Source organism: Streptomyces sp. 2-1 (assembly GCF_048564895.1).
Taxonomy (GTDB): Bacteria; Actinomycetota; Actinomycetes; order Streptomycetales; family Streptomycetaceae; genus Streptomyces; species Streptomyces phaeochromogenes.
In genome coordinates this window covers 9,247,578-9,274,111 of record NZ_CP183383.1, presented here as the reverse complement: position 1 = coordinate 9,274,111, position 26,534 = coordinate 9,247,578, and the positions used below count along the sequence as shown (strand labels likewise).

At 70.0% G+C, this 26,534-nt stretch carries 24 protein-coding genes; 14 read left to right on the top strand and 10 right to left on the bottom strand.

From position 1 onward, the window contains the following. Positions 1 to 141 precede the first annotated feature (141 nt). Positions 142 to 504 carry a DUF952 domain-containing protein gene (locus ACN20J_RS40690; RefSeq protein ID WP_419667881.1) on the top strand — a complete coding sequence of 121 codons (363 nt, stop codon included), beginning with the start codon at positions 142 to 144 and terminating at the stop codon, positions 502 to 504. Between the two features lie 24 nt (positions 505 to 528). Here ACN20J_RS40690 and ACN20J_RS40685 read toward each other — a convergent pair whose 3' ends face one another. Together ACN20J_RS40685 and ACN20J_RS40680 are read right to left on the bottom strand one after the other, a co-directional pair. Then, positions 529 to 1,566 (bottom strand): Gfo/Idh/MocA family oxidoreductase, encoded by a 1,038-nt coding sequence (locus ACN20J_RS40685; protein ID WP_419667880.1) that lies wholly within the window; start codon positions 1,564 to 1,566, stop codon positions 529 to 531. A gap of 126 nt (positions 1,567 to 1,692) precedes the next feature. Beyond that, the gene (locus ACN20J_RS40680) at positions 1,693 to 2,475 is read right to left on the bottom strand and encodes a TIM barrel protein (RefSeq protein ID WP_190227286.1); all 783 of its coding nucleotides are present in this window, start codon (positions 2,473 to 2,475) and stop codon (positions 1,693 to 1,695) included. Between the two features lie 260 nt (positions 2,476 to 2,735). On the opposite strand from ACN20J_RS40680, the gene ACN20J_RS40675 reads away from it, so the two are divergent. From ACN20J_RS40675 to ACN20J_RS40660, 4 genes are all read left to right on the top strand, one after another. Then, a complete protein-coding gene (locus ACN20J_RS40675) occupies positions 2,736 to 3,788 on the top strand; it encodes a LacI family DNA-binding transcriptional regulator (protein WP_361892309.1) in 1,053 nt (350 codons plus the stop codon). 236 nt (positions 3,789 to 4,024) lie between these two features. Beyond that, positions 4,025 to 4,540 carry a pyridoxamine 5'-phosphate oxidase family protein gene (locus ACN20J_RS40670; protein WP_189839665.1) on the top strand — a complete coding sequence of 172 codons (516 nt, stop codon included), beginning with the start codon at positions 4,025 to 4,027 and terminating at the stop codon, positions 4,538 to 4,540. A gap of 185 nt (positions 4,541 to 4,725) precedes the next feature. Further along, the gene (locus ACN20J_RS40665; protein WP_361921319.1) at positions 4,726 to 7,131 is read left to right on the top strand and encodes an excinuclease ABC subunit UvrA; all 2,406 of its coding nucleotides are present in this window, start codon (positions 4,726 to 4,728) and stop codon (positions 7,129 to 7,131) included. An 18-nt stretch (positions 7,132 to 7,149) separates the two neighbouring features. Beyond that, positions 7,150 to 7,542: a TOBE domain-containing protein gene (locus tag ACN20J_RS40660; RefSeq protein ID WP_055613660.1), complete on the top strand. Its 393-nt coding sequence runs from the start codon at positions 7,150 to 7,152 to the stop codon at positions 7,540 to 7,542. 77 nt (positions 7,543 to 7,619) lie between these two features. On the opposite strand, the gene ACN20J_RS40655 is transcribed toward ACN20J_RS40660, so the two are convergent. The 4 genes from ACN20J_RS40655 to ACN20J_RS40640 all read right to left on the bottom strand — a co-directional run bounded on the left by ACN20J_RS40655 (position 7,620) and on the right by ACN20J_RS40640 (position 10,896). After that, positions 7,620 to 8,780, bottom strand: a complete 1,161-nt coding sequence (locus ACN20J_RS40655) for an NAD-dependent formate dehydrogenase (protein ID WP_189839667.1) — start codon at positions 8,778 to 8,780, stop codon at positions 7,620 to 7,622. Between the two features lie 130 nt (positions 8,781 to 8,910). After that, the gene (locus tag ACN20J_RS40650) at positions 8,911 to 9,840 is read right to left on the bottom strand and encodes a LysR substrate-binding domain-containing protein (protein ID WP_419667879.1); all 930 of its coding nucleotides are present in this window, start codon (positions 9,838 to 9,840) and stop codon (positions 8,911 to 8,913) included. 122 nt (positions 9,841 to 9,962) lie between these two features. Further along, complete coding sequence (locus tag ACN20J_RS40645) at positions 9,963 to 10,445, bottom strand: molybdopterin-dependent oxidoreductase (RefSeq protein ID WP_419667878.1); 483 nt, start codon at positions 10,443 to 10,445, stop codon at positions 9,963 to 9,965. Positions 10,446 to 10,638: 193 nt separating this feature from the next. After that, positions 10,639 to 10,896, bottom strand: coding sequence for a hypothetical protein (locus tag ACN20J_RS40640; RefSeq protein ID WP_189839670.1), 258 nt, complete (start codon positions 10,894 to 10,896; stop codon positions 10,639 to 10,641). Positions 10,897 to 11,216: 320 nt separating this feature from the next. Here ACN20J_RS40640 and ACN20J_RS40635 point away from each other — a divergent pair, with 320 nt between their 5' ends. Next, positions 11,217 to 12,086, top strand: a complete 870-nt coding sequence (locus tag ACN20J_RS40635) for a DUF2236 domain-containing protein (protein ID WP_419667877.1) — start codon at positions 11,217 to 11,219, stop codon at positions 12,084 to 12,086. Here the strand turns inward: ACN20J_RS40635 and ACN20J_RS40630 are convergent. Beyond that, positions 12,079 to 12,645, bottom strand: coding sequence for a flavin reductase family protein (locus ACN20J_RS40630; protein ID WP_419667876.1), 567 nt, complete (start codon positions 12,643 to 12,645; stop codon positions 12,079 to 12,081). The genes ACN20J_RS40635 and ACN20J_RS40630 overlap by 8 nt on opposite strands. 184 nt (positions 12,646 to 12,829) lie before the next feature. Then, positions 12,830 to 13,702 carry a helix-turn-helix transcriptional regulator gene (locus ACN20J_RS40625; RefSeq protein ID WP_419667875.1) on the bottom strand — a complete coding sequence of 291 codons (873 nt, stop codon included), beginning with the start codon at positions 13,700 to 13,702 and terminating at the stop codon, positions 12,830 to 12,832. Positions 13,703 to 13,889: 187 nt separating this feature from the next. Between ACN20J_RS40625 and ACN20J_RS40620 the strand changes: the two genes are divergently transcribed. The 7 genes from ACN20J_RS40620 to ACN20J_RS40590 all read left to right on the top strand — a co-directional run bounded on the left by ACN20J_RS40620 (position 13,890) and on the right by ACN20J_RS40590 (position 21,250). Then, positions 13,890 to 14,765 carry a helix-turn-helix transcriptional regulator gene (locus tag ACN20J_RS40620; protein ID WP_419667874.1) on the top strand — a complete coding sequence of 292 codons (876 nt, stop codon included), beginning with the start codon at positions 13,890 to 13,892 and terminating at the stop codon, positions 14,763 to 14,765. A gap of 137 nt (positions 14,766 to 14,902) precedes the next feature. Next, a complete protein-coding gene (locus ACN20J_RS40615) occupies positions 14,903 to 15,742 on the top strand; it encodes an SDR family NAD(P)-dependent oxidoreductase (RefSeq protein ID WP_361990620.1) in 840 nt (279 codons plus the stop codon). A gap of 108 nt (positions 15,743 to 15,850) precedes the next feature. Continuing rightward, on the top strand, positions 15,851 to 16,633 hold the full coding sequence (locus tag ACN20J_RS40610; RefSeq protein WP_213089858.1) for an SDR family oxidoreductase: 783 nt from the start codon (positions 15,851 to 15,853) through the stop codon (positions 16,631 to 16,633). 152 nt (positions 16,634 to 16,785) lie between these two features. Beyond that, complete coding sequence (locus tag ACN20J_RS40605) at positions 16,786 to 17,457, top strand: winged helix-turn-helix domain-containing protein (protein ID WP_419667873.1); 672 nt, start codon at positions 16,786 to 16,788, stop codon at positions 17,455 to 17,457. Positions 17,458 to 17,522: 65 nt separating this feature from the next. After that, positions 17,523 to 18,869, top strand: a complete 1,347-nt coding sequence (locus ACN20J_RS40600) for a sensor histidine kinase (RefSeq protein ID WP_419667872.1) — start codon at positions 17,523 to 17,525, stop codon at positions 18,867 to 18,869. Then, the gene (locus ACN20J_RS40595) at positions 18,866 to 20,812 is read left to right on the top strand and encodes a glycoside hydrolase family 9 protein (protein ID WP_419667871.1); all 1,947 of its coding nucleotides are present in this window, start codon (positions 18,866 to 18,868) and stop codon (positions 20,810 to 20,812) included. The genes ACN20J_RS40600 and ACN20J_RS40595 overlap by 4 nt, the downstream gene beginning before the upstream one ends. 102 nt (positions 20,813 to 20,914) lie before the next feature. Continuing rightward, entirely contained in the window at positions 20,915 to 21,250 is a 336-nt protein-coding gene (locus tag ACN20J_RS40590; protein ID WP_419667870.1) for a hypothetical protein, read from the top strand. A gap of 80 nt (positions 21,251 to 21,330) precedes the next feature. On the opposite strand, the gene ACN20J_RS40585 is transcribed toward ACN20J_RS40590, so the two are convergent. Together ACN20J_RS40585 and ACN20J_RS40580 are read right to left on the bottom strand one after the other, a co-directional pair. Then, on the bottom strand, positions 21,331 to 24,237 hold the full coding sequence (locus ACN20J_RS40585) for an MGH1-like glycoside hydrolase domain-containing protein (protein WP_419667869.1): 2,907 nt from the start codon (positions 24,235 to 24,237) through the stop codon (positions 21,331 to 21,333). 482 nt (positions 24,238 to 24,719) lie between these two features. Next, on the bottom strand, positions 24,720 to 25,244 hold the full coding sequence (locus ACN20J_RS40580; protein ID WP_419667868.1) for a GNAT family N-acetyltransferase: 525 nt from the start codon (positions 25,242 to 25,244) through the stop codon (positions 24,720 to 24,722). Between the two features lie 471 nt (positions 25,245 to 25,715). Here ACN20J_RS40580 and ACN20J_RS40575 point away from each other — a divergent pair, with 471 nt between their 5' ends. After that, the gene (locus ACN20J_RS40575) at positions 25,716 to 26,495 is read left to right on the top strand and encodes an Atu4866 domain-containing protein (RefSeq protein ID WP_419667867.1); all 780 of its coding nucleotides are present in this window, start codon (positions 25,716 to 25,718) and stop codon (positions 26,493 to 26,495) included. Positions 26,496 to 26,534 lie beyond the last annotated feature (39 nt).

Genomic DNA, 26,534 nt, shown 5'->3' with positions numbered 1-26,534 from the left:
TGCTGATCCACGGGGCTCTCCCCCACGCTGCCACATCCCGGAGCAGAACCCCCGACGCCTCCCGGGGCACACGTGGCGGAACCGGCTCGGGAGGGGCCTCCGACATGTCCGTACGCCCGCCCGCCGTTGTATAACCAGCCCATGATCTACCACGCTGTGACGCTCGGTGACTGGACCGCCCGTCCCGACCAGCCGTACGCCCCCGCCTCTCTCGCGGAGGAGGGTTTCGTCCACTGCTCCCCCGACGAGGCGACGACCCTCGCCGTGGTCAACGCCTTTTACCGGGACGCGCCGAGGCCCCTGCTGGCACTGCTCCTCGACGAGGGCCGGCTCGCCGCGAGGTGCGTATGGGGGGCGGCGGATCCCACCCCGCCGCCGGGGGTCGACGAGGGTGTCCTGTTCCCCCACGTCTTCGGCCCCCTCGACCGCGACGCCGTCGAACGCGTCCTGGAGGTCCAGTGGGACGAGGAGGGCCGGGCGACGGGTCTGAAGGACCTGAACTGAAGGACGTGAGCTACGGCTACGGCCTTACTCCCCCTTGAGTTCCGCGATACCGACAGGCACGCCGCTGGTGACCGACTGGACGGCCGCGAGCGCGATGGACAGTGCGGCCCGGGCGTCCTCACCGGTGGCCGACGGGGTGCGCCCGATACGGACGCTGTCGGCGAAGTCGGCGAGTTCGGCGACGTACGCGTCGTGGAACAGGTCCTGGTCGTAGGTGACGCAGTCGGCGGCGGCGCCGTCCGGGCCGTACGAGGTGAGATGGGTGCGGCGGATGTCGCCCATGGTGAGCATTCCGGCGGAGCCGAAGACCTCGCCGCGCACGTCATAGCCGTACACCGCCTGGAAGTTGGCCTCGGCGGTGGCGAGGGCGCCGTTGTCGAAGCGGATCGTGACCACGGCGGTGTCCAGCAGGCCGCGGTCCTTGAAGTCGGGGCGGACCAGGGCGTCGGCCCAGGCGAAGACCTCGACCGGTTCGGCGCCCGGGTTGAGGAAGCGCAGGGTGTCGAAGTCGTGGATGAGGGTCTCAAGGAAGATCGTCCACGGCGGGATGCGGGACGGGTCGTTCAGCTCGGGGTCCCGGGTGAGTGAGCGCAGCAGTTGGGGCGTACCGATGTCGCCGGCGACGATCTTGTCGTGGGCGGCGCGGAAGCCGGTGTCGTAGCGGCGGTTGAAACCCACCTGGAGCGGTACGCCCGCGTCACGAGCCGCGGCGATGGCCAGGTCGGCCTCCGCGAGGGTGACGGCCATCGGCTTCTCGCAGTAGACCGCCTTGCCCGCCCGGGCCGCGGCCACGACCAGGTCGGCGTGGGTGCGGGCCGGGGTGGAGATCACCACCGCCTCGATCCCCGGGTCGGCGAGGAGTTCGGCGATCTCGGTGTACGCCGTGGGACGGCCGAGGTGGTCCGCGAGCCGGTCCGCCAGCTGGTTCGCGGCGCCCGGCGCCGGGTCGGCGACCGCGGCGAGGCGGACACCGGGGAGGCGGCGGGCGAGCGTCTCGGCGTGGAAGGAGCCCATCCGTCCGGCACCGATGAGGCCGACGGCGAGGGGCTGGGGTGTGGTCATCCGGGTTCTCCGTATGTCTGCGGGCGGGCGGCGCCGGCGGCGGCGGGAAGGGGTACGTGTGGAACGCGGTGCCGTGTGGAGTGCGGTGCCGTGTGGAACGCGGCGCCATCCGAGGTTGCGGCGCCCTCAGGGCGTGAAGGCCGAGCGGAACCGCTCCATGGCGAGGTCGCTGTCGGTGGAGGCCCAGGCCTCCATGGCGACGGTGCCCTCATAGCCCAGGTCCACCAAGGCGCTTGCGACGGCCGGGTAGTTGATCTCCCCCGTGCCCGGCTCGCAGCGGCCGGGTACGTCGGCGACCTGGATCTCGCCGATCAGGCCGAGACCGTGGGCCCGGCGGACCAGTTCGACGAGGTTCCCCTCGCCGATCTGCGCGTGGTAGAGGTCGAGGTTCATCCGCAGCCCGGGGCGGTCCACGGCCGCGACCAGGGCCAGGGTGTCGGCGGCCTTGGCGAACGGCACCCCGGGGTGGTCCACGGCGGTGTTGAGGTTCTCCAGGGTGAAGGTGATCCCGGCGCTCTCGCCCAGCTCGGCGAGGCGGGTGAGCGTGCGGTGGGCGGCGATCCACATCTCCCCGGTGGGCTCGCCGGTCACCGGCACCACGGGCAGGCCCTCGCCGTCCAGGCCGGTGCCGTGGAGGTTCAGCCGGGGGCAGACCAGTCGCTCGGCCGCCCGCACCGACTCCTCGGCGGTGCGCAGGAGTTCGGCGGCCCCGTCCTCGTCGGTGAGGCTGCCGCGGATGTAGCCGGTCATAGAGGAGAACTCGGCCGGGGTCCGGGCCAGGGCGTCGAGATCGTGCCGGGTCCAGTCCCAGATCTCGACCTGGAATCCGGCGTCGTGAACGCGCCGAGCCCGCTCGGGTATCGGCAGGTCCCGGAAGACCATCTCGGCACAGACCGCCAACGTGAACATCGCTGTTCGCCCTCTCTCGGTTCGCCACGGGACCCGTCCGACTAGAACGTTCTAGAATCGGCCGTGAGCAGCAGTACGCCAGCCGCCGGGGCGTCCTGTCAAGGTCCGGGAGGGCCCGGAGCTAGAACGTTGCAGTTCTCTCCGACCAGTGCGTTCGTTCCTGGTCTACGATCGTCGGTCTACGATCGTCGGCGGAAGCAGACACCTCGGCGGGGCACGGCCCTCGACCGAGTCACACACCTCGACCAGGGAGGCCGGCGGTGCCAGCGACCCCCGCGGTCCCGGACGGAAAGCGGCCGACCCTCGCCGACGTGGCGGCCCGGGCCGGTGTGTCCACGGCGCTGGTCTCCATCGTGATGCGGGAGGCCAAGGGCGCCGGCGCGGCCACCCGCGAGCGGGTGCTCGAGGCGGCGCGGGAGATCGGCTACCGGCCGGACTCCCGGGCCCGGTTGCTGCGCAGCAGCCGCTCGCGTCTGCTCGGAGTGCAGTTCGGTCTCCAGCACCCCTTCCACACCGACCTCGTGGAGGGCATCTACGCGGCGGCCGAGTCCGCCGGCTACCAGGTCGCCCTCAGTGCCGTCGCCCCCAGCCGCAGTGAGCGGCAGGCGGTGGAGACACTGCTCGGCGACCGCTGCGAGGCCCTGATCCTGCTCGGCCCGCAGGCCCCCGCCGCACGGCTGGCCGAGCTGTCGGCGCACCTGCCGGTGGTCTCCGTGGTGCGGCGGCTGCGCCCGCCCGCCGCCGGTGTTGACGTCGTACGCACCGCCGACGACGAGGGTGCGCGTCAGGCCGTCGACCATCTGGTGGCCCTCGGGCATCGCGACATCGCCCACATCGACGGCGGAAAGGCACCGGGCGCCGCCGACCGGCGCCGTGGCTACCGGACCGCCATGAACCGCCACGGCCTCGCCGACCGTGCGCGCGTCCTGCCCGGCGGGCTGACCGAGGAGGACGGTGCCACGGCCGCCCGCGCGCTCCTCGACGCCCGGCCGCGGCCCACCGCCGTCCTCGCCTTCAACGACCGCTGCGCCACGGGCGTACTCGACGCGTTCCTCCGCGCCCGGGTGCCCGTTCCCGACGAGATCTCCGTGGTCGGCTTCGACAACAGCCACCTCGCCCGCCTCGCCCACATCGACCTCACCACCGTCGGCCAGGACGCCTCCCGCCTCGCCGAACTCGCCGTCGGCCGGGCCGTCGCACGGCTGGAGGGCGAGGAGCGGTCCGGCACGGAGACCGTCATCGCCCCGCATCTCGTGACCCGCGGCACCACTGCGGCACCACCGGACGGCGTCCGGCCGGGCGTACGCGGCTGAGAGGCCGCGTCGCTCGTACCTGGTGCAGCAACCGAGCCGGTCGTACCTGGTGAAGTGCCTGAACGCATCGGTCAGGAATCGAGAAGCGCTGCCCCTGGGCCGCGGCTAGCGTGACCGGCATGTGCTTCACGAGTCAGCCAGGATTCCCGCCGCGCGACGACACGAACGCGTCCCCGGGCGCGTCCCCGGGCGCGTCCCCGGCCTCCCCTCACGACACGACCGATTCAGGAGTGACCATGACCGGCTCTGCCGCACAGGGAGTCACGACCGTGCCGGACGCCGAGGCGAAGCCGGCCGAGGCGACCGCCGCTCCCCGCTCCCGCGACCGGCGTCGTCGCGACACCGAGCACCGGCTCGCCCACGACGTCGATCTGTGGGTGGCCAGCGCCTCGGCGGACGGTACGCCCTATCTCGTACCGCTGTCCTTCGACTGGGACGGCGAGACGCTGCTGGTGGCCACGCCGGCGAACAGCCCCACCGGCAGGAACCTGGCCGCCACCAGGACCGTACGGCTGGGTCTTGGCCCGACCCGGGACGTGGTCATGATCGATGGCGAGGTCGAGGTCCTGGAGATCGATGAGCTGCCGAAGGAGCGGGGTGACCGGTTCGCCGCGCACACCGACTTCGATCCGCGGACACTGGCCACGCCGTACCGCTGGTTCCGGATCTCTCCGCGCCGTATCCAGGCCTGGCGTGAAGTGAACGAACTGGACGACCGTGAGCTGATGCGCGACGGCCGCTGGTCGGTCTGACGCCTCGGCCTGGCGAGGGCCGGGACACCCCGGCCGGCACCGCCGATCAGGAATGACGGCGTCCCGTTGCCGCGACCGGCGCGGACAACGTAGAACCAGACATGCTGCTCGAAGCCGGTCGGATCGAGCCAGGCGACGCCGACGGAGAACCGCGGGAGCGGGCCCGTCCCACGGAGGGAGACACGATGAGCAGGACCACGAGGACGGACGCGCAGTCGCCTGCGACGCACGATGCCGACAGCCACGACATGATCCGCGTGCACGGGGCGCGCGAGAACAATCTCAAGGACGTCAGCATCGAGATCCCCAAGCGGCGGCTGACGGTGTTCACCGGTGTCTCCGGCTCGGGCAAGAGCTCCCTGGTGTTCGACACGATCGCGGCGGAGTCGAAACGGCTGATCAACGAGACGTACAGCGCCTTCCTGCAGGGCTTCATGCCGACGATGGCGCGGCCGGAGGTGGACGTGCTCGACGGGCTGACGACCGCGATCACCGTCGACCAGCAGCGGATGGGCGGCGACCCCCGCTCCACGGTCGGTACGGCCACCGACGCCAACGCGATGCTGCGCATCCTCTTCAGCCGGCTCGGCAAGCCGCACATCGGCCCGCCCAGCGCGTACTCCTTCAACACGGCCTCGGTCCGGGCGAGCGGCGGGATCACCGTAGAGCGCGGTGCCGAGAAGACCAAGACCGTGAAGGCGACCTTCAACCGCACCGGCGGCATGTGTACGCGCTGCGAGGGCCGGGGCAAGGTCTCCGACATCGACCTCACCCAGCTGTACGACGACTCCAAGTCGCTCGCCGAGGGCGCGTTCACCATCCCCGGCTGGAAGTCGGACAGCCAGTGGACCGTGGGGCTCTACGCCCAGTCGGGCTTCCTCGACCCGAACAAGCCGATCCGCAGCTTCACCAAGAAGGAGATGCAGGCCTTCCTCTACGGCGAGCCGACCAAGGTGAAGGTCAACGGCGTCAACCTCACCTACGAGGGCCTGATCCCCAAGATCCAGAAGTCGTTCCTGTCCAAGGACAAGGAAGCGATGCAGCCGCACATCCGGGCGTTCGTGGAGCGGGCGGTCACCTTCGCCACCTGCCCCGAGTGCGACGGCACGCGACTGACCGAGGGGGCCAGGTCGTCGAAGATCAACCGGAAGAGCATCGCCGACGCCTGCGCGATGGAGATCAGGGACCTGGCCGAGTGGGTCCGCGGCGTCAAGGATCCGTCGGTGGCGCCGCTGCTCACCGCGCTCCAGCAGACCCTCGACTCGTTCGTGCAGATCGGTCTCGGCTACCTCTCGCTGGACCGGGCTTCGGGCACACTGTCCGGCGGTGAGGCGCAGCGCGTCAAGATGATCCGCCACCTCGGCTCCTCGCTCACCGATGTCACGTACGTCTTCGACGAGCCGACCGCTGGCCTGCACCCGCACGACATCCAGCGGATGAACAACCTGCTGCTGCAGCTGCGGGACAAGGGCAACACCGTGCTCGTCGTGGAGCACAAGCCGGAGGTGATCGCGATCGCCGACCATGTCGTCGACCTCGGCCCCGGTGCCGGCACGGCGGGTGGCACGGTCTGCTTCGAGGGCACCGTCGAGGGGCTGAAGGCCGGCGACACCATCACCGGACGTCACCTCGACGACCGGGCCTCCCTCAAGGAGGAGGTCCGCAAGCCCACCGGTGCGCTGGAGGTCCGCGGCGCGACGGCGAACAACCTGCAAGGCGTCGACGTCGACATCCCGCTCGGGGTGCTCAGCGTCATCACCGGCGTCGCGGGCTCCGGCAAGAGCTCGCTCGTGCACGGGTCGATGGCCCGACAGGCAGGGGCCGAGGGTGTGGTGTCGATCGACCAGAGCCCGATCCGCGGCTCGCGGCGCAGCAACCCGGCGACGTACACCGGACTGCTCGACCCGATCCGCAAGGCCTTCGCCAAGGCCAACGACGTGAAGCCCGCGCTGTTCAGCGCCAACTCCGAGGGTGCCTGCCCCACCTGCAACGGCGCCGGAGTCATCTACAGCGACCTGGGGATCATGGCCGGCACCTCCACCACCTGCGAGGACTGCGGCGGGAAGCGGTTCGACGCGTCGGTGCTCGAATACCGCCTCGGCGGGCGCGACATCAGCGAGGTGCTGGCGATGCCGGTGACCGAGGCCGAGGAGTTCTTCGGCGGCGGCGAGGCGCACACGCCTGCCGCGCACCGGATCCTCCAGCGGCTCGCCGACGTCGGGCTCGGCTATCTCACCATCGGCCAGCCGCTCACCACGCTGTCCGGCGGCGAGCGGCAGCGCCTCAAGCTGGCGACCCACATGGGCGACAAGGGCGGTGTGTACGTCCTGGACGAGCCGACGACCGGCCTCCACCTCGCCGACGTCGAGCAGCTGCTCGGCCTGCTCGACCGGCTCGTCGACTCCGGCAAGTCGGTCATCGTCATCGAGCACCACCAGGCGGTCATGGCGCACGCCGACTGGATCATCGACCTCGGTCCCGGCGCCGGCCACGACGGCGGCAAGATCGTGTTCGAGGGGACCCCGGCCGACCTCGTCGCCGACCGTTCCACCCTCACCGGCGAGCACCTGGCGGCGTACGTCGGCGCTTGATCGCCTATCTTGACGCGTATGCAGTCCTACACGATCGGCCAGGCAGCGCGGCTGCTCGGAGTCAGTCCGGACACCGCCCGGCGGTGGGCGGACGCGGGCCGGGTGGCCACGCACCGGGACGAGGGCGGGCGGCGCCTCGTCGACGGGCGGGACCTGGCTGCCTTCTCCGTCGAGCTGGCGAAGAGCGGCAGCGAGGAGGACGTCTCGTACACGTCCGTCCGCAACGCCTTTCCCGGCATCGTCACCGCCGTGAAGCTCGGCGACGTCGCGGCCCAGGTGGAGATCCAGGCCGGTCCGCACCGGCTGGTGTCGCTGCTGACCCGGGAGGCCGTGGAGGAGCTGGGTCTTGAGGTCGGGGTGGAGGCCACCGCCCGGGTGAAGTCGACGAACGTGCACATCGACCGCGCCTGAGGGGAAGGGGGGTGGCCTCCGCCGGTCACAACTCGGCCTGGAGACCGGTCACTTGGTGACCGGGTACCGGTATTCGGTCACTTGCTGACCGAGTACGAGTGCGCGCCCGTTCCCGCCAGTGCGCCGCCGTCGACGATCAGGTACTCGTCGCGGATCGGCTTCCCGGCGAAGAAGGCCTCCAGGATCTCCCGGGTGCCCGCCGCGTAACGGGCCTGGGCCGAGAGGGACGAGCCGGAGATGTGCGGGGTCATGCCGTGGTGCGGCATGGTCCGCCAGGGGTGGTCGGCCGGGGCGGGCTGCGGGTACCAGACGTCGCCCGCGTAGCCCGCCAACTGGCCGCTGCGCAGGGCCCGGTCGACGGCGTCCCGGTCGGCGATCTTCGCTCGCGCGGTGTTGATGAGGTACGCGCCGCGCTTCATCTGTCCCAGCAGTTTGTCGCCGAACAGCCCCTCCGTCTCGGGGTGCAGAGGCGCGTTGATCGTGACGACGTCACAGTGCGGCACCATGTCGGCGGCCGTCTCGTGGAAGGTCAGGCCCAACTCCCGCTCGATGTCCTCGGGCAGGCGGTGGCGGTCGGTGTAGTGCAGCTTGACGTCGAAGGGCGCGAGGCGGCGCAGCACCGCCAGGCCGATGCGCCCGGCGGCCACCGTGCCGACATGCATGCCCTCCAGGTCGTACGAACGGGCCACGCAGTCGGCGATGTTCCAGCCGCCGTCGAGCACCACCTGGTGGGACGGCAGGTAGTTGCGGACGAGCGACAGCGTCATCATCACCACGTGTTCGGCGACGCTGATGCTGTTGCAGTACGTCACCTCCGCGACCGTCACACCGTGGGCGATGGCCGCGTCGAGGTCGACATGGTCGGAGCCGATGCCGGCGGTGACCGCCAGCTTGAGGTTCTTCGCGGCGGCGACGCGTTCCGGGGTCAGGTACGCCGGCCAGAACGGCTGGGAGATCACCACGTCCGCGTCGGGCAGTTCGCGGTCGAAGACCGAGCCGTCGCCGTCCTTGTCGGAGGTTACGACGAGGGTGTGCCCGGCGGCCTCCAGGAAGCGGCGCAGGCCGAGTTCACCGGAGACGCTGCCGAGGAGGTGGCCCGGAGTGAAGTCGACCTCGGACGGGGTCGGGGTGGTCTGCCCGCCGGGGTAGTGGTCGATCGCGGGGAGGTCGTCACGGGCGTACGAGGTCGGGTATCCGTCGGTGGGGTCGTCGTACAGGACGCAGAGCACCTTGGCCATGTCGTAGCTCCTCGACTCCGGGGTCCGGGAGTTCGGCTCAACTCCCGTGCGGGAAGGTGGATTTCACGATCCTCCGGGTCGAACGCGCAGGTCAAAGCGAACTTCGCTATGCCCGTATAGCCGACGGCTATCAACCCGGATCCGCGGTTTCCAGGTACGTCCGCAGCCGTTCGTCCAACGCCTCCCGTACGCCCGCCTCCCGCGCCACCGCCACCAGCGCCGCGGCCAGCACGGAGGGAGGGTCGTCCGGGCCGGTCACCAGTCCCACCCTCGGTCCATGGGCGGGCCCCTCCAGCGGTACCACCCGCATCCCGTCCGGTACGCCGAACATGTGCAGCCACGCGTGCGAGATCACGCTGGACCAGCGGCCTCCGGGGAGGTGCGCGTACAGCCCTGCCACGCTGTCCGACTCGATCGCGGGGGCGGCCTTCGCGCCGTCGGCCGCGAAGCACTCGTCGATGATGCGGCGGTTGCGCATGCGCGGGCCGAGCAGACACAGCGGGAGGGCGGCGGCCTGGGCCCAGCGGGCCGTGGAGGCGGAGGCGAGGGGACCGTCGGTGGGGGTGAGCAGGACGTACCGCTCCTCGTACAGCGGCAGTCGGCGCAGCGAGTCGTCGTCGAGGTACGTCATCGCCGCGTCCAGCTCGAACTCGGCGAGTCCGTGGGTGATGTCGACCGAGGACAGGGACTCGATGCTGACGCGGGCGCGCGGGTGACGGTCGCAGAAGGGGGTGGTCAGCAGGGAGGCGGCGGGCAGCGCCGTGGGGACCACCCCGAGCCGGAGCGTGCCGGTGAGGCCGTCGCCCAGGGCGGACAACTCCTGGCGGAGCGCGTCGCGTTCGGCGAGCATGCGGTGCGCCCAGGCCAGGACCACCTCGCCCTCCGGGGTGAGACCCTCGTACCGTCTCCCCCGTCGCACGATCGGGACGTGCAGTTCGTGTTCGAGGCGGCGGATCGCGGCGGACAGCGACGGCTGGGAGACGTAGCAGGCAGCCGCCGCGCGGGCGAAGTGGCGCTCGCGGGCGAGGGCGACCAGGTATTCCAGCTGACGCAGTTGCATGCGTGACCTCCGCGCGAGGGGGCCCCGGGGCCGGGTGCCGGTGTGCCGACGTACAGCATGGGCCGAGCGGCGAGCCTCCGGGGAAGCCGACCGCGTCGGCTGCCGTCACCTGCCGGCCGGTGTCACGTCCACGGGGTGTAGCCGCCGTCCACGCGGATCGTGTCGATGCCGCTGATGTGCCGGGCTCCGCAACGGTCCTGGGGCAGCACGAGTTGGGGTCCCTGGCGGTCGAGCGGGGTGTCGTCGATGCCGACCGCGAGCAGGACCGGCGCGCGGCCGAAGTCGGGGTCGATCTCGGCCCAGGACAGCAGCGCGTGGTGGCCGTCCCTGCTGGACACGGCGATAAGGAAGCGCAGCCGGTCCTTGCGGCGGGCGGGGTCGAAGGCTGGGCCGGCGGCCGTCAGCACGTCGTGCAGGAGCGGTCCGGTGAAGCGGTGGTGCCGGATGCCGCTGGTGGCGCACTCGAAGCTGACCTCGGCCTCGTGCTGCGGCCAGGCGAGCAGATCGGGCACGGTCATCCGGGCCGGGCGGTCCAGATCACCGGCGAGCACCAGCTCCGCCACGGGACCGGCGGCTGTACGGGCAGCTGCGAGGGACTGACTCACGGGCTACCACCTCCCGCATGACCGTACCCGGACACCGGCCTCACACAAACGCACATGCCACCCATGCAAGTGGCAGCTCCAGCGGATGCAAAGGGAGATTGGATCTGAGCCTTGCATCTGCGGAACAACAATCGGCGCATGCGAACCTGCCGGACCGGGGCGCCGCCGGACTCTGCAGCCGAGCGTCAGGCGGTCAGGCGTCTTCAGGTTCCAGCTCGAAGGTGAAGTAGACGCTCAGGGTGTAGGGCTCGTCCTCGTCGTAGGCGAAGTCCCATGAGACATCGATCAGGAAGACCTGGTTCTCCCCCACCCACTCCTGGGCTTTCCCGAAGGCTTCCGCGGCGGTTGTGGCGGGGAACAGTTTCCTGGCTATGGGATGCACCTGGCTCTCGGCATCCGAGTCGTCGAACCCCTCCGGAACATCCAGGCAGAGGTCGGGATCGAGCTCCATGGACTGCGCCCTTTCAGTCGACTGCCGGTACGCGTGGACGGAGGCTGATCCAGATCCTGATCCTCCGGACACGACGCCGGGTAAGACGGCCGCACCCCCGGAAGGGTTGCTTCGCAGGGCGCCGGCCATATGGCGCAAGTCACAGCGAGCCGTCGCAGCGGGAGGAGGAGCAGGGACGTCCTCTCCCCCACGGGGATCATGCGCCGTCCTGCGGGCGAAGCCGACGGACGTGCGGCCGGTACGCCACAGCGCATGGTCGGGGACAGGGGGAACCGACGTTGCGCCGCGGATACAAGTGGGTGGACCGTGAACTGTCCCGGATGGACCCTGAGACCGACTGGGAGCGGATGGTCTCGCTCTATGTCGGCCACCGCGTCCCGGAGTTCGCCCTGGCGATGATGGTCTATCCGGGCACCATGCGCATGATGCAGCCGGGTTTCGGGGCCGCCACGCTGGCCCACACCTCGAAGCTGGAGAAGACGCCCCACCGGCGTTTCCAGGACGGGAACGACTTCCTGATGGCCTGGATGGTGGACGGCCCGTCCAGTACGGCGGGCCGCGGGGCCGCCGCGCGGCTGAACCGTATCCACCTGGCCGTCGCCCGCGGGACCCCGCACTTACCCGGCAACTTCGACGACCCCGACGACTTCGTCTATCCACTGGTGCTGCTGGCCACGTTCGGCGACCGTCTCCAGACCTCGCTGGGTCTGCCCGGCACGAGCGGACCCATGAAGACCGCCTGGCACCGATGGGCGCAGGCCCTCTTCCGCCTCCTGGAACGCGAGTCCGGCCCGCTGTCCGACGAGGCCTTTCCCGAGGACTGGGACGCAATGACCGCGTTCGCCGTCGAGTTCGAGTCCAGGCCGTACGAGCCGACGGAGTCGGGCCATCGCGTGGCGACCGCCATGATGGACTTCTTCGCGGAGCGCTGGTTCCCCGCCCCCTTAAGGTCGTTCGGCAGCGACCTGACCCGCTACCTCGCGGGTGAGCGGGTCTGCCGGCTCCATCGGATCGGCTGGATCAGCCCCCGCCGCGAACGTCTCGTCCGGGTCTTCCTGAAGTCCGCGTTCCGCGCCCAGCGCCTGCTGCCGGACTCCTGCACTCCGCTTCCGGTACGCCTCCGACGGAACCGGCGCACCAACGCACAGCTCAAGGAGCTCGAGCCGTACCGGGCCGCCGGTACTACGTGAGGTACTGCCACTTGGTCATGCGGTCCTTCAGATCGACGGTCGGTCCGTCCAGGGTGAAGGTTCCGTCTCCGCGGTGGTGGAACAGCTGCGGCTGGGGCTGCGAGGGGTCGGTCCACGCCCTGACGGGTTCGAGGAGGAAGAGGCTGTAGTCGGCCACGAGGCTGGTGTCGGCGACCCTGCACTCGATGTTGGCGAAGCACTCGGCCACGAGCGGCGCCTGGACCTGCTCACCGGTCACGGCGGTCAGGTCGAACTCCTCGAACTTGTCCACGTCGGCGCCCGAGCAGTTGCCGATGTCGACCACGGTGGCGGCCATGTCCGCCGTCGGGACCGAGACGACGCACTCGCCGGTCTCGACCAGCGCCTGATAGCTGTGGTCCCAGGGGCCGATCGTGCACGCGATCAGCGGTGGGGCGTGGCGCACCATCATGTTGAACCCGTTGGTCATCACGTTCAGGATGCCGCGGTGCCTGGTGGTGACCAGGATGACGGGGCCGGGTTCGATGAGTCGGTGAACCTGGTCCAAGGGGTGGGGCCGAAGGTCCTTCACGGTGATCATGTCTGCTCCTGGCGCCGTGCGATCCGGGCGCCGGCACCGGGCCGGCGCACTGTCTGTCGCATCGAGTGTCGACAGACGGGCGCACCGCCATGAAGGCCACGTTTTTCCTGGGTGCGGCAGGACCAGGTTCCTGGGTGCGGGAGGGCCGGCCTCGCTCCGGCGCACATGATCCCGTTCCCCGCCGCTACTGCTCCTTGCCGGCGAGGTCGGCCACGGGCCGGGCTGCCTGGGCCTGCTTCGGCGCGACCGCCATGGCCCTCAGCGCCTCGAAGGCGGTCGCCGTCGGGCTGGCGGGTTCGGCCTGGTAGACGACCAGTTGCTGATGCGGGGCCCCATTGACCGTGAAGGCGGCGAACTTGATGTTCAGGTCTCCGACCTCAGGATGCTTGAGATGCTTGCCTTCCTGGGACTTGCTCTTGACCTCGTGCATCTTCCAGAGCGCGGCGAACTCCTCGCTCTGGGCCGACAGTTCCGCGACGACCTCGGCGATACGGGCCGATTCGGGATCATGACCGTAGGCGGCCCTGATCTCGGCGACGCAGGAGTGCGCGGCCCGCTCCCATTCCTGGTAGAACTCACGCCCCGCCGGGTCGACGAACACCATGCGGGCGAGGTTGTCGAACTGGTCGAACCCGCTGTGGAGAGCCGTGGCGAGGGAGTTGCCCGCCATGATGTCGAGGGCCGGACCGACCACGAAGGCCGGGGTGTGCTCCCACCCGTCCATCAGCTGCAACAGTTGCCGGCTGACCTCCGCCTCGCCCCAGTCGCGCGGGCGCTGCGAGGCGGTGAGGCAGAGGCGGTTGAGGTGGTCGGCGGCTTCCGCGTCCAGTTTCAGCGCGAGTGCCACGGCCTCGACCACCTGGGCGGAGGGGCTGCTTTCACGCCCCTGTTCCAGCCTGATGTAGTAGTCGGAGCTGACTCCTGCGAGGAGCGCGACTTCCTCTCTGCGCAGACCCGGCACCCGACGTCGCCCGTATTCGGGAAGACCGACATCGTGCGGCTTGAGGGCCTCTCGACGGGCTCTGAGGAAATCACCCAAAGGTGTCCCATTGCTCATGCGGCAAGCCTAGATGGTTTCCGGCCGATCAGAAGTCCCGAGTTCGCAATATGACGCCGGGCGACAGGAACGTACACGCAGAGTAGTCGCTCAGTAGTCGCAGAGCGAAGCGCAGCCTCAATCCTGGGTGTAACGCACCCACCGTCCGCGCACCATTTCCGGGCGTTCTCCGCCTAGCCTCGAAAGCATGGACAACGACACGCGCTCCGACCTGGTGGAAGGGCTGGGTCAGTTTCTCCGGTCCCACAGGGAACGCCTCACCCCCGCGGACGCGGGGCTGCCCGGCGCCGGCCGGCGAAGGGTGCCCGGACTGCGGCGCGACGAGGTCGCGGCGCTGGCGGGTGTCAGCCTGAGCTACTACAGCCGGCTGGAGCAGGGCCGTGAACTCAGCCCCTCGCCGCGGGTTCTGGAGGCCATGGCCCGCGTGCTGCACCTCGGGGAGGAGGACAAGAAGGAACTCTTCCGGCTGGCCCGGCCGGCGACCCGCCGTACGAAGTCTCCCTTCCGGGTCGAGCGTGTCCGCCCGCATCTGCGGCAGTTGATCGAGGGCTGGACCAGGACCCCGGCCTTCATCATCGGCCACGCCCAGGACCTGCTGGCCACCAACGCACTGGCCGACGCCCTCTACCGCGACTTCGCACAGCACGACAACGTACTGCGCATGCTCTTCCTGGACCCCGCGGCGAAGACCTTCTACCGGAACGCGGAACGGGCCAAGAACCGCGCGGTCGCCGACCTTCAGCAGACCGCCGCGAGCACCCCCGAGGATCCCCGCATCCTGGAGCTCGTCGGTGAACTGTCCGTGCGCAGCGGGGAGTTCCGCTCCCTGTGGGCACGGGAGTACACCCGGGTCCCGCCGTACGAGGTCAAGCAGATGTACCACTCCGGCGTGGGAGACCTGGAGTTGAGGCACGAGGCCCTCAGCATCCGCAGCGCGCCGGGACAGCAGCTGGTCATCCTTCAGGCGGAGCCGGGTTCACCGTCCGCGGACCGGCTTTCCCTCCTGGGTTCCATCAGCGCGCCCGAAGTACCTCACCAGCAGAATCCCGCACAGGGCGCCTGAGCCACGTTCGCCTCCTCTTCCTAGGTATGGGACTCCCAGGAAAAGCACAGCCTTCATCGCACCTCGGCCCATGGGCAGACTCGAATACGTCAACAGGAAATCCCCGAAAAGGGGAAACGACGAAAGAGGTTTTTCCCATGGCTACGTGGTTTGTCACCGGCGCTTCCCGCGGAATCGGTGCTGAAATCGCTCGGGCCGCTCTGGCGGGCGGTAACAATGTCGTGGTTGCCGTAAGGAACCCGGAGCGGGTGCCGGCCGATCTGAAGGATTCCGACCGGGTATTCGCGGTCGCCCTGGACGTCACGGACAACGACAGCATCCCGCGGGCGGTCGACGCCGCGGTGGAGCGGTTCGGTGGCATCGACGTCCTGGTGAACAACGCCGGTCGCGGGCTGCTCGGCGCGCTGGAGGAGATCACCGACGCGGAGGCCCGGTCGCTGTTCGACCTCAACGTCTTCGGTCTGATCAACGTCACCCGCGCGGTGCTGCCCGTCATGCGCAAGCAGGGCTCGGGCAAGCTCGTGCACATCGGCTCCCGTTCGGGCTTCGAGGGCGAGCCCGGTGTCAGCCTGTACTGCGCGTCGAAGTTCGCGGTCGCCGGTATCAGCGAAGCGCTCTCCGCCGAGATGGCCCCGTTCGGAATCCAGTCGGTGGTCGTCGAGCCGGGTGTCTTCCGCACCGACTTCCTCGACTCCAGCTCGCTCTCCGTGGCTGCGAACCGCATCACCGACTACGACGACACCCCCGCGCACGTGACGCTGGACTGGATCGACCGGGCCAACCACGCCCAGCTCGGCGACCCCGTCAAGGGCGCCGCCCTCATCGTCGAGGTCGCTTCCGCCGAGAAGCTGCCCACGCACCTCTACCTGGGGCGCGACACCCTTGAGCGGCTCGACGTCAAGTACCAGCAGGTGCAGGACGACCTCGCCCCATGGCGCGAGAAGTCCGCCGCCACCGGGCACGAGGACGCCGCCTGACCCACCAGCCGACTCCCCACCTTCGGCTCTCCCCACCCTCCGATCAAAGAGCTCTCCACACCTCCCGATCAGCTCTCCCCACCTCCCGATCAATCAGATTGAGGTTTTGTGATGTCTGCTGCTCTGCTCACGGGCACTCCCCTGGCCGGCCGTGTCGCCGTCGTCTCCGGCGCCTCCAGCGGCATGGGTGCCGTCACCGCCGAACGCCTCGCCGAACTCGGCGCCACCGTGGTCGTGCTGGCCCGGCGCAAGGAGCGTCTCGACAGCCTGGTCAAGAACATCGAGGCCGCCGGCGGCACGGCGTTCGCCCTGGCCGTCGACGTCACCGACCGCGCGGCCGTCCAGACCGCCGCCGACCAGGTAGCCGCCCGTTTCGGCAAGGCCGACCTCGTGTTCAACAACGCCGGTGTCCAGCTCATCTCCGGCATCGAGGAGCTGAAGGTCGACGACTGGCAGCGCCAGATCGACCTCAACATCAGCGGCCTGATGAACGTCATCGCCGCGTTCCTGCCCCACCTGACGGACTCCGCCGCCCAGGGCAGGCCCGCCGACCTGATCAACACCTCGTCCATCGCGGCCACCCGCATCCTGGCGAAGTTCTCCATCTACTCCGGCACCAAGGCGTACATCAGCCACCTCACCCGGCTGCTCCGCGTCGAGCTCGGTCCCAAGATGGTTCGCGTCGCCACCATCGAGCCGGGCATGGTCGACACCGAACTGCCCGACCATGTCACCGACCCCGACGCGTCCAAGCTGATGGCCGACCTCATCCACGACATCGACGTTCTCCAGAGCGCCGATGTCGCCGAGACCGTCGCCTTCATGGCCGCCGTCCCGCGTCACGTCAACCTCACCGAGATCACCATCCTGCCCACGGCCCAGGTCGTCTGAAGTCCGGCCCGTCATGGCGGGGGAGGAACAGCGTTCGGCTGTTCCTCCCCCGCCATGACGCGTCGGCGGACATGACGGCCCCCGCACGACCGGGCGACCACCGAGCTCCGGGCCATCGGGCCCCGGCGACCGCACCGTCTAAGCTCCGGGCCATGCGCGTATTGGTCTTGGAGGACGATCCCGAGCTGGGGCCCGTCGTCGCTGCTCAGCTGCGGGATTCGGGTTTCGCGGTGGACCTCTCGCGGACTCTCGCCGAAGCGGATCTCAAGCTCTCCGTCAACAGCTACGACTGTGTCGTGGCCGACCGCTCGGTCCCGGACGGTGACTCGCTCACGCTGCTCGCCGCACACCGGCGGGCGGGATCCGTGCTGCCCTTTCTCCTCCTGACGGCGCTGGACGCGGTGAGCGACCGGGTGGCCGGCTTCGAGCACGGGGCCGACGACTATCTGGTCAAGCCCTTCGCCTTCGCCGAACTCGTCGTACGGGTACGGGCGTTGTGCCGCAGGGAGCAGCCGGCGCGGCCTCCGATTCTGCGGGTGGGTGACCTGGACGTCGACCTCCCGCGACGCCGCGTGTCCCGGGCCGGGGTGCTGCTCAGCCTGTCGGCCAAGGAGTTCGCGGTCCTCGAACTGCTGATGCTGCGCGCGGGCGAGGTGGTGACACGCACCGAGCTGATCGAGAGCTGCTGGGACGAGGCGAGCGAGCCGATGTCCAATGTGGTGGACGTCCTCATCGGCCAGCTGCGGCGACGGCTCGGGCCGCCCGATCCGATCGGGACGGTGCGCGGCGTCGGCTACCGGCTGGGCGACGGGGCGTCGGCGTGATCCGCCGGACCACAACGTCGTCCCTGTCGCCCGCCGTGGCCCGGCTGCGGCGTACCCGTCGGTTGATGACGCTCCTGTTCGCCTCGACGACGGCGGCCTGTCTCGTCGTACTCGCCGTTGTCGCCGTACGTATCGACTCCCAGTCCCGCCGCTCCGGCCTCGACCACGAGGTCGGCAGCCGCGCCGTCGGCCTGTCGCGGGCGGTCTGGTTCGACACGGGGGTGCTCCACCTGGAGCCGCTGAGGGAGGACGAACTCGCCCAGGGCGCGCAGGTGTTGGCCGTTCTGCAGGCGGCGCCGGGCCAGACTCCGAAGGTGCGGAACGTCGTACCCGGGCGCTCGTCGCTGCCCGGGCGGGACCGCCTGGACGAGGTCTGGCGGAGTGTCCTGGACGAGCAGGGGACGGTCCTCGTCAGCGCACCCGCCGCCGGGGGCGGGCGGCTGAGGTGGGCGGCGGCTCCGGTCTGGGACGGGGACCGGATCGGGGCGGCCGTACTGGTCGGCACGGAACTGGCACGCAGCGAACGCGATCACGACCTCCTGGTGCGCTGGCTGGCCCTCGGCTGTACGGCTCTGGTGTGCTGCGCCGCGGCCGTCGGCCACCTGCTGTCCGGCCGGGCCATGCGTCCCGCCCTGCGCGGACTGGCCCAGCAGGAACAGTTCCTGGCCGAAGCGGCACACGAGTTGCGTACGCCGCTGGCGACGTTGCGGCTTGTGGTGGAGCGGAGTTCCTCATCCGGTGCTTCGGGGATTTCGGGCTCATCTGGTGCTCCGGGTGCTTCGGGTGCTTCGGGTGCTTCCGACGAGGCCCTGCGGCTGGTGGACCGGCTCAGTCGGCTGGTCACCGGGCTGCTCGCAAGGGCCCGGCTTGAGTCCGGTGCCCAGCGCGCCGAGCTGGTGCCCCTGCGCCTCGACCAGCTGGTGGAGACCACGGTCGAGGGGCTGCCGGACCACGAGAGCGTCACGGTGAGCTCCGAGCCGGTGGTGGTGCTCGGGGACCCGGACCTGCTGGCCCAGGCCGTACGGAACCTGGTGGAGAACGCTCAGCGTCACGGCGGTCCGGCCGGATCGCCGGTAGAGGTCACCGTCACACCGGGCCTCGTCACGGTCCGCGACCACGGGGCGGGTGTGCCACCCGCGGACCGGGAGCGGGTCTTCGGCCGGGGTGTCACGGGGGCTTCCTCAAGCGCGGGAGCCGCCTCGCAATCGAGGGCCGCCACAGGAAGGGGGGCCGCCTCGGGAACAGGGGCAGGCCTCGCCATCGTCCGCTGGATCGCCGGACTGCATCACGGCACCGCCCGCCTCGCGGACGCTCCCGGCGGCGGCCTGCTCGCCGAACTGCGACTGCCCACGGACGTGCCCCCGGCGTCCTCATCCTCATCTCATGAAGGTCCCGGCACCGTGGGCGCATGAACGTATTGCGCAGCCCCGCGCTGCTGGTCACCGCCACCACCGCCGCAAGCCTCGGAGCCGTGCTCGTCGCCATGAACCTGTACGGCGGGGTCTCCGCGCCGTCTGTTCCCGAGGTGGCCGTGCGGGTCGACCAGGTCGGCTATGTGCGAGGCGAGAAGAAACAGGCCTACGTCATGGGGCCCTCGGCGGCACTCGCCGGAGCACGCTTCAAGGTCGTCGACGCCAAAGGCAAGGCGGTGACGGCGGGCAGGCTCGGAGCCGTCACCGGCCGCTGGAACGCCAAGTACCCCTCGGTACACACCGCCGACCTGTCCGCGCTGAACACCCCCGGCACCTACCGCATCGTCCTGACCGGTACCGCCGCCGGCCGCTCGCCCGCCTTCCGCGTCGCCGACGCCCGCGAGCTGATGACCCCGCTCGTCCGGGACAACGTCCGCTTCCTCCAGGCCCAGCGCGACGGAGCCGACGTGCTTCCCGCCGGTGCGCTTCCCGCTGGCGCCCTCAAGCACGGCCCGTCCCATCTCGCCGACGAGGACGCGACCGTCTACGCCGATCCGGAGTACGACGAGGAGGGCAACGAGCTGCTCGACGAGCGGCTTACTCCGACCGATGACCGGGCCGACGTCTCGGGCGGCTGGTTCGACGCGGGAGACTTCCTCAAGTTCACCGGAACCAGCTCCTACTCGGTCGCCGAACTCCTCATCGCCCAGCGGGACTTGCCGCACGTGAAGGAACTGTCCGCCGAGGCCACACACGGGCTGGACTGGCTGGACAAGATGTGGGACGAGGACAGTGAGACGCTCTACGCCCAGGTCGGCATCGGCGCGGGCAACGAGAACGTACGGACGGATCACGACGTGTGGCGGCTGCCCGAGGCCGACGACCGGCTCGACGTGTCACCCGGTGACCCTGACTACACGATCAAGCACCGGCCGGTCTTCCGCGCGAACGACCCGGGCGAGCCGATCACCCCCAGCCTGGCGGGACGCGTGGCCGCGGTCTTCGCCCTCGCCGCACAGCGCGCGGCCGACACCGACCCCGACGAGGCGCAGGAGTGGCTGGACAAGGCCGCCGCCGTCTACGACCTGGCCGACACCGACCCGGACCCCGACGTGCCGCTCTTCACCGCCTTCCCGAGCGCCTTCTATCCCGAGGACTCCTGGCAGGACGACATGGAGTTCGCGGGCGCCGAACTGGCTCTGGCGGCAGGGACGTTGGGCGACGACCGGGAGGGCGACTGGACGGCCGACTCGGCCCGCTGGGCGCGCGCCTACCTGGACTCCGACGTCAAGGGAACCCTCAACGTCGCGGACGTCAGCGCCCTGGCCCATGTGGACCTGGCCACCGCCTTGAACGGCACCCGGACGAACGGCGTCGGGGACGAGGAGCTGTACGAGGATCTGCGCCGCCAGTTGGACGACGGTGTCGACCGTGCCGGGCACGACCCGTTCCGCGCCGGTGCCGTCTACGACGACTTCGACGCCGTACCACACACTTTCGGGCTGGTCGCCACCGCCCGCCTGTACGCCAAGGCCACCGGGGACACCCGTTACACGGCCTTCGCCGGGCAGCAGCGGGGCTGGGCCCTCGGCGCCAACGCCTGGGGAACCAGCTTCATGATCGGTGCGGGCGAGGTCTACCCGCACTGCCCGGAACACCAGTTGGCCAACCTCCGCGGCAGCCACGACGGAAAGGGCGCCATCCTGCGGGGCGCGGTGGTCAACGGCCCCAACGAGGCTTCGAAGCTTGAGGAGTTGAACGGCTTCCCGACCATGAAGAAGTGCACGGCCGCCCCGCCGACAGGAGCCTGGACCGACTTCGACGGCAAGGGCGCGCGGTACGTGGACGACGTGGGCGCCTGGCAGACCGTGGAGCCCGCCCTCGACTTCACCACGACGGCGTTGCTGGCCTTCGCACTGACGGCAGAGGCCGACGGCCGGTAGCCGGTGTCCGGCAGGAGGCAGCCAGTAGCCGGGCAGCCGGTAGCCTCTGAGCCTCCTCAAGTCGCTTGGCACACACGGATCATGACGGCCAGGCTGACCCCCATGACAGGAATCATGGGACTGAGCAAGAAGAACAACTTCGTGCTGACCATCCGGGACACGGACGTGGTCGCGGCGGCCCTGCGCCAGGCACTGGCCGAAGCCTCGCCGGAGGAGCGCCCGGGCCTGGAACGCGCCGCAGCCCTCGTCGAGTCCACCGCCGCCGCCACCGAAACCCAGCTGCGCGCCCGCTGGGTCCGCTCCCGGCTGGCCGACACCGGCTTCACCGGGGACATCACCTCGGTCGAAGCGGTGAAGGCACTGCGCCAGGCGGAGCCCCAGCTGAGCCTGCTCGCGGCAGTGCAGCTGCAGAAGGACGCAGAGGCCAACCCGGAGTGATCCGGCAGCCCCCGAACCGCGGGGAGGCGAGGGCTGCCGGACGTGTCGTACCGCTCAGGACATGAGGTAGGTCCTACCGCTCAGGACGTGAGGTAGCAGGACTTGCTCACGCCCGGCAGCGGATCGGTGCCGAACGCCGCCGTCGTGCAACCCGTGCCGCCGGTGGACGACTTGTACAGGAAGCTGCCGCGTGCGCCGTAGGCGACGGTCCGCTGTCCGCTGAAGGAGCACGTGCCGCCTTCGGCGGAGCAGGCCGTTGCATAGCCGGGCGGGCCGCCGGTGGCGGTGTAGCAGGACTTCGACTCCCCGGAGATCGGGTCGCCGAACGTGGCGTCGGTGCACGGGGTGTTACCGGTGGCCGTGGCGGTGGCGAACGCGCCGAAGGCTCCGTACATCACCGGCTGTCCGGCGGCAGCCGGGCAAGTGCCGTTCTGGTCGGCGCACTTGGTCCAGCCACCGGGTGGTCCCCCGGCCGGCGGCAGATAGCAGGACTTGGCCACGCCGTCGATGGGGTCGCCGAAGTGGGCGTTGGTGCAGGCGACGGAGCCGTTGGTGACCTGGTGGGCGAAGTTGCCGTTGGCGCCGTACGCCACGTCACGGTTGTAGCCGGGAACGGAGCAGTTGGCGCCCTCGGCGGCGCAGACGGTGTATCCGGGCGGGCCACCCGCGTCGGCGACGTAGCAGGACTTGACGAGATCCGACGCCGGGTCGCCGCCGAAGGCGGTGTTGGTGCACGCGGTGCTGTCGGTCACCGTCTTGTACCTGTACGTCCCGGCCCCGTAGGCCACCGAGCGGGTGCCGCTGAAGGAACACGTACCGCCCTCGCCCGCGCACCGGGTGAAGCCCGCGCGCAGGGCGCCGGTGCCCGGCTCGGCGGGTGGAGCGGGGTTGCCCAGTCCGGTGGCGGTCACGGTGTAGCCGCCCGGGGCGACACCGGTGAGGTAGACGTAGGTGTCGTCCTGGCTGCCGCCGGTGATGCCGGAGGTGGGCGTGAAGGTTCCGTTGCGCCAGACGACGCTGCCGTTCACGGACACCGTGACGTTGCCGCCGCCGAACTTCGGGACTCCGATACGGCCGTTGGTGCCGGACGGGCTGGTGAGGTGCGCCGAGTAGGTGCCGGCCGCGGGGTCGCGGGACCAGTTCGCGTTGACGGCACCCTGGGGCATGGTGATGCGGCCCTCTGCGCTGGTCAGATCTCCGGGGTGCGGGACGAAGCGGTACGCGCCGGTCGCCGACTCCGGTGCGGTGCCGAGCACGTCGAAGGTGAGCGTGGAGGTCGGCGCGCTGGACCAGCCGTGGGCCAGGCTCATGAACGAGCCGCCGTAGGCGAGGCCGCCGTCGGCCTTGATTCCCTCCCAGAAGGTGCTCTTGGTGCCGATGTCGCTGTTCAGCATGTGACCCCAGGTACGGCGGATCTGGTCCAGGGCGCCGTGGTCGTCGTTGGCGGTGAAGCGGGCGTTCAGCTCCATGCCGCCCACGAACGGCGAGACGTTGCCGCCCCACTCGGGAGTGGTCGGGCCGTAGGTGCCCCAGCGCGTGCCGAGCCCCGCGATGACGCTCTTCGACTTGGCCGCGGAGTCGGTGAGCCCGTACCAGACGGCGAGCGAGTTGCCGTCCTGCGGGTACAGGCCGCTGGTCGGGTTGTCCTTGTACATCCCCTTCGAGGCGTCCCACAGACGGGAGTTGGCCGCCGTCTTGAGGGCCGCCGCCCTGCTGTTCCAGCTCGCGGCGAGCGCGCTGTCGCCCTCGACCGTGGCCAGGGTGGCGCCGCCCCTGAGCGCGGCGTACAGCAGCGCGTTGGCGGAGATGTTCTCGCCGCCCTGGCCGGACCGGGCCCAGTCCTGTGTGCGGGTCACATTGAGCAGGTTGCTGCTGCCGATCTTGTTGATGATGAAGGCCATCCCACGCTTGTAGTCGGCCCATTGGGAGTCCAGCCACGCCCGGTCGGCCGTGTACGTGTAGTACGTCGACGTGCCCAGCAGCGTCCAGGTGTGGTAGGTGTCCGAGCCCTTGAGGTTGAACGGCGGCCCCGACCACGGGATTTCACCCTCGGCGGACTGCGCGTCGAACATCGTGGTGAGCGCGTTGCGGGTCGAGGTGAGGTCGCCCGAGTACGCGTACTGACTGGGTACGGCGATGCCCAGGTCGCCGGGCCACACCGTACGGTCGCGCTTGGCCCCGTCGACCAGGATGGAGTCACCCACCCCGATGGTGGCGCCGTTGTCCCACTCCGAGGCCGGCGGGGGCCAGGCGCGGCCCTGGTTCGAGGCGATCGTGTTGAGCTGCACGGTGTACGCCCCGGCGTACCAGATGCGGTTGAGCAGTTCGTCGTTGGAGTGGAAGTAGTTGGCGTAGTCGGCGGGGTTGCTCTTCCCCGGAGCCGCCGTGAAGTCGAGGCTCACGCCCTTGAGGTCCACCCAGCCCGAGGTGTCGAGGAAGACGGTCAGGTAGCGGAAGCCGCCCCGCTGCTTCGCGGTGGGCACCGTGTAGGTGCCGTTGGCGAAGGCCGTGGCGTAGAGGGCCCCGTCCTCGCCGTCGCGACCGCTGCTCCGGTCGCTGTTGTTGCCCACGTACAGGGACGACTCGCTGTACGCCAGACCGACCCGTTGGCTACCGCTGCTGGTACTGCCGAAAGACAACGTTGTCACACCGCCGACCTCTTTGCCGAAGTCGAGCGTGATGGCCGACTGCGAGCCGGAGATCCTCGTCGGCTGCCCGCTGAGGACGTTCTGCGGGTTGGCGACACTACCGGACGTCTTGTGGACGGCGGTCGGCTTGAGGGTGCGTGAGGTCGGCGAGTAGTTCAGGGGGTCAACGGCCGCTCTGGGCGCGACGGTTGGCTCTTTCGCCGTCGTCACGGACGCGGGAGCGGACGCGTCGGCGGACGGCGCGGGAGCCACGGTCAGCGCGGAGGCCACGACCATGGCGAGGCCGACCAGGCTTCCCGGAAAGGGCGTTCGGTGGAGCAGGAGACGGCGGCGCCGCATGAGTACCTCCCGGATCGGTGCGGAAACAAGTTGCCTGAATCGATTCAAATCGATCGCCCACGAAGGCCTGGGACTCATGGAACAGTGGGTCTGCGAGGCGCCTCGCCGAAGTTGCACCGATGATGGGCGCCCGGAAATGGGCTGTCAACCCATCGCGCCCCTCCTGAACTCCACTGAAAATGCTGCCCCTTTGAGTCATTGACAGGGACTCGCCAAAACGATTCACTGCCCCGGGACAGGTATGGACCAGTGCGCGATTCCCGGCTGGGGGGGCGAGGCCGACGGGTGAGCGAGGCGGTGGTTCGGGGCCTGTGGCGAAACGGGGCCGGCGGCGGTACGGGCCGGTGTGGGCCCGACCCGAGCGACCGGCGCACCCGGGCCGGCGCCGTGGGGCGTGTTTTGAAAGTGCTGTGTGCTTTCAGGTGCCGTTGCGTTGCCAGCGTCAGAACAGGCCGTAGGCCGTCTCCCATCCCACCCCGGTCTCAGCAGAGCTCGCCCGCCAGCAGCCCCATCGTGAACATGTCGTACCACTTGCCGTCACGGCGGAAGACCTGACGAAGGCGGCCTTCCTCAACGAAGCCGACCTTCTCGTAGACCCTGCGCGCGGCATGGTTCTCGGTAACCACGGTCAGCGTCACCTTGTGGAGGCGCATGTCCTCGAAGCCGTAGCGGCAGATCGTCCGCACCGCGTCGGTGGCGTATCCGCGGCCCCAGTACGCCTTCTCACCCAGGTAGATATCGAGCTTCGCGACGCCCTTCTCCGGGTCAGCGTCATGCAGCATGACCAGGCCGATGAGCTGGCCGTCGGCCAGCGCCTCAATGCCAAGGAGCAAGTCGCCATAGGCATTGCGGGGGCGCTCTTCCAGCCACTTGCGGACGCGCTCCACCGGCTGGGCATACGTGTCGTCCATCCACCGCATGACCTGAGGGTCGTGGTTCCAGCGCCACAGTGCGTCGGCGTCCGCGGGACCCATCGCCCGCAGTTTCACCAGTTCTCCAAGCGCCATGCTCGCCGACCCCTTGCGCGTCTCGTGATCATCTTACGAATCACGAAGTGGTATCACGGTCGGGATCGCGCACTCGATCGGTTTCGGCGGTGCCGAAACCGGGTCCAGAGCAAGTTCAGGAGGAAGCACCGGCTGTCAGTGGACCATCCCACGGCGTGGGCAGCTACCAGTTGCAGTTGAGGGAGGCCGAGGAGGTGGGACTTCGCGCACTGGCCGGACGTCAGCCGTGCGTGGCCGCGCACTGACTGCGCCACGGCCAGGAGGGACCGTCGCAGGACGTGCCGCCGCGTGCGAACCTGCGCCCAGGGTGGGTGCCGAACACCTGGGTAAACGGCGGCCTGGTTCCGTTGCGTGGCCGCGATCAGGCTGGCCGTAGGGCAGCCGCAAGGAGCTGCCGACCCGTCTCGGCCGGCGCGAACGCGCTCGACGCAATCCACAGGCCGACGGAACCACTCACCTGAGGAGCCGGCGATGAGCGACACCGCAACGCACACGGAAACGGGCACGGGAACGGGCACCGTGCGCTGGAACAGCAAGGCCTTCGACGAGATCGTCTCGAACGACGCGGGACGTCCCGTCCTGTTCACCAACGCCCGGGTCCTGACGATGGACCCGCTGATCGGGACCATGACCGGCGCCGACGTCCTGCTCGTGGGCGCCCTGCTCGTGGGCGTCGGCCCGGGCATCATCACGGCGGCACAGGACGACAACGCCATCGTCGTCGACTGCACGGGCATGACCGTCGTACCGGCGGTCGTGGACACGGTCGCCCTGGTCGGCGGACGCGGCCACCGCTCGGAGTACGTCGCGACGCTGACCCCGGGGAACGCCGGCGACCTGCTCGTCGTCCCCGACGAGTGCGCCGCCGACGTGGCGAGCGCACAGGCCACCCTCCTGACCCGCCCGAACCAGGTCCGCGCCCTGGTCGCGGCCGGCAGGCCCGTCCTGTGGGCCGGCACCGACGCCCCCGACCGCCCCACCGCGCCCGAGGCCGGTATCCCGGCCGCCGGGGACATGACCGGCAGCCCGCGCGTCGGCGTCTGGATCGACAAGAACGACTTCCTGCACCAGGAACTCACCACCGACGGCCGCTACGACGAGACGCGGGGCGGCCGCCCGCACGCCTACGAGGGCCGGTACTGGATCGACGGCGACCGCATCGACTACCTGGACGACCTCGGCTTCTGGGCCTTCGGCGAGTTCCAGGGCGAGGAGTTGCACCACGCGGGGTACGCCATGCGACTCGGCTGACGCCTTTGCCGGTACGGGCCCTGCCCGTACCGGCGTTGG

Coding starts and splice junctions, on each gene's coding strand:
- ACN20J_RS40690 (WP_419667881.1), top strand. CDS start 142: ATGATCTACCACGCTGTGACGCTCGGTGACTGGACCGCCCGTCCCGAC.
- ACN20J_RS40685 (WP_419667880.1), bottom strand. CDS start 1,566: ATGACCACACCCCAGCCCCTCGCCGTCGGCCTCATCGGTGCCGGACGG.
- ACN20J_RS40680 (WP_190227286.1), bottom strand. CDS start 2,475: ATGTTCACGTTGGCGGTCTGTGCCGAGATGGTCTTCCGGGACCTGCCG.
- ACN20J_RS40670 (WP_189839665.1), top strand. CDS start 4,025: ATGACCGGCTCTGCCGCACAGGGAGTCACGACCGTGCCGGACGCCGAG.
- ACN20J_RS40665 (WP_361921319.1), top strand. CDS start 4,726: ATGAGCAGGACCACGAGGACGGACGCGCAGTCGCCTGCGACGCACGAT.
- ACN20J_RS40660 (WP_055613660.1), top strand. CDS start 7,150: ATGCAGTCCTACACGATCGGCCAGGCAGCGCGGCTGCTCGGAGTCAGT.
- ACN20J_RS40655 (WP_189839667.1), bottom strand. CDS start 8,780: ATGGCCAAGGTGCTCTGCGTCCTGTACGACGACCCCACCGACGGATAC.
- ACN20J_RS40650 (WP_419667879.1), bottom strand. CDS start 9,840: ATGCAACTGCGTCAGCTGGAATACCTGGTCGCCCTCGCCCGCGAGCGC.
- ACN20J_RS40640 (WP_189839670.1), bottom strand. CDS start 10,896: ATGGAGCTCGATCCCGACCTCTGCCTGGATGTTCCGGAGGGGTTCGAC.
- ACN20J_RS40635 (WP_419667877.1), top strand. CDS start 11,217: ATGGACCCTGAGACCGACTGGGAGCGGATGGTCTCGCTCTATGTCGGC.
- ACN20J_RS40630 (WP_419667876.1), bottom strand. CDS start 12,645: ATGATCACCGTGAAGGACCTTCGGCCCCACCCCTTGGACCAGGTTCAC.
- ACN20J_RS40625 (WP_419667875.1), bottom strand. CDS start 13,702: ATGAGCAATGGGACACCTTTGGGTGATTTCCTCAGAGCCCGTCGAGAG.
- ACN20J_RS40620 (WP_419667874.1), top strand. CDS start 13,890: ATGGACAACGACACGCGCTCCGACCTGGTGGAAGGGCTGGGTCAGTTT.
- ACN20J_RS40615 (WP_361990620.1), top strand. CDS start 14,903: ATGGCTACGTGGTTTGTCACCGGCGCTTCCCGCGGAATCGGTGCTGAA.
- ACN20J_RS40605 (WP_419667873.1), top strand. CDS start 16,786: ATGCGCGTATTGGTCTTGGAGGACGATCCCGAGCTGGGGCCCGTCGTC.
- ACN20J_RS40600 (WP_419667872.1), top strand. CDS start 17,523: ATGACGCTCCTGTTCGCCTCGACGACGGCGGCCTGTCTCGTCGTACTC.
- ACN20J_RS40595 (WP_419667871.1), top strand. CDS start 18,866: ATGAACGTATTGCGCAGCCCCGCGCTGCTGGTCACCGCCACCACCGCC.
- ACN20J_RS40590 (WP_419667870.1), top strand. CDS start 20,915: ATGACAGGAATCATGGGACTGAGCAAGAAGAACAACTTCGTGCTGACC.
- ACN20J_RS40585 (WP_419667869.1), bottom strand. CDS start 24,237: ATGCGGCGCCGCCGTCTCCTGCTCCACCGAACGCCCTTTCCGGGAAGC.
- ACN20J_RS40580 (WP_419667868.1), bottom strand. CDS start 25,244: ATGGCGCTTGGAGAACTGGTGAAACTGCGGGCGATGGGTCCCGCGGAC.
- ACN20J_RS40575 (WP_419667867.1), top strand. CDS start 25,716: ATGAGCGACACCGCAACGCACACGGAAACGGGCACGGGAACGGGCACC.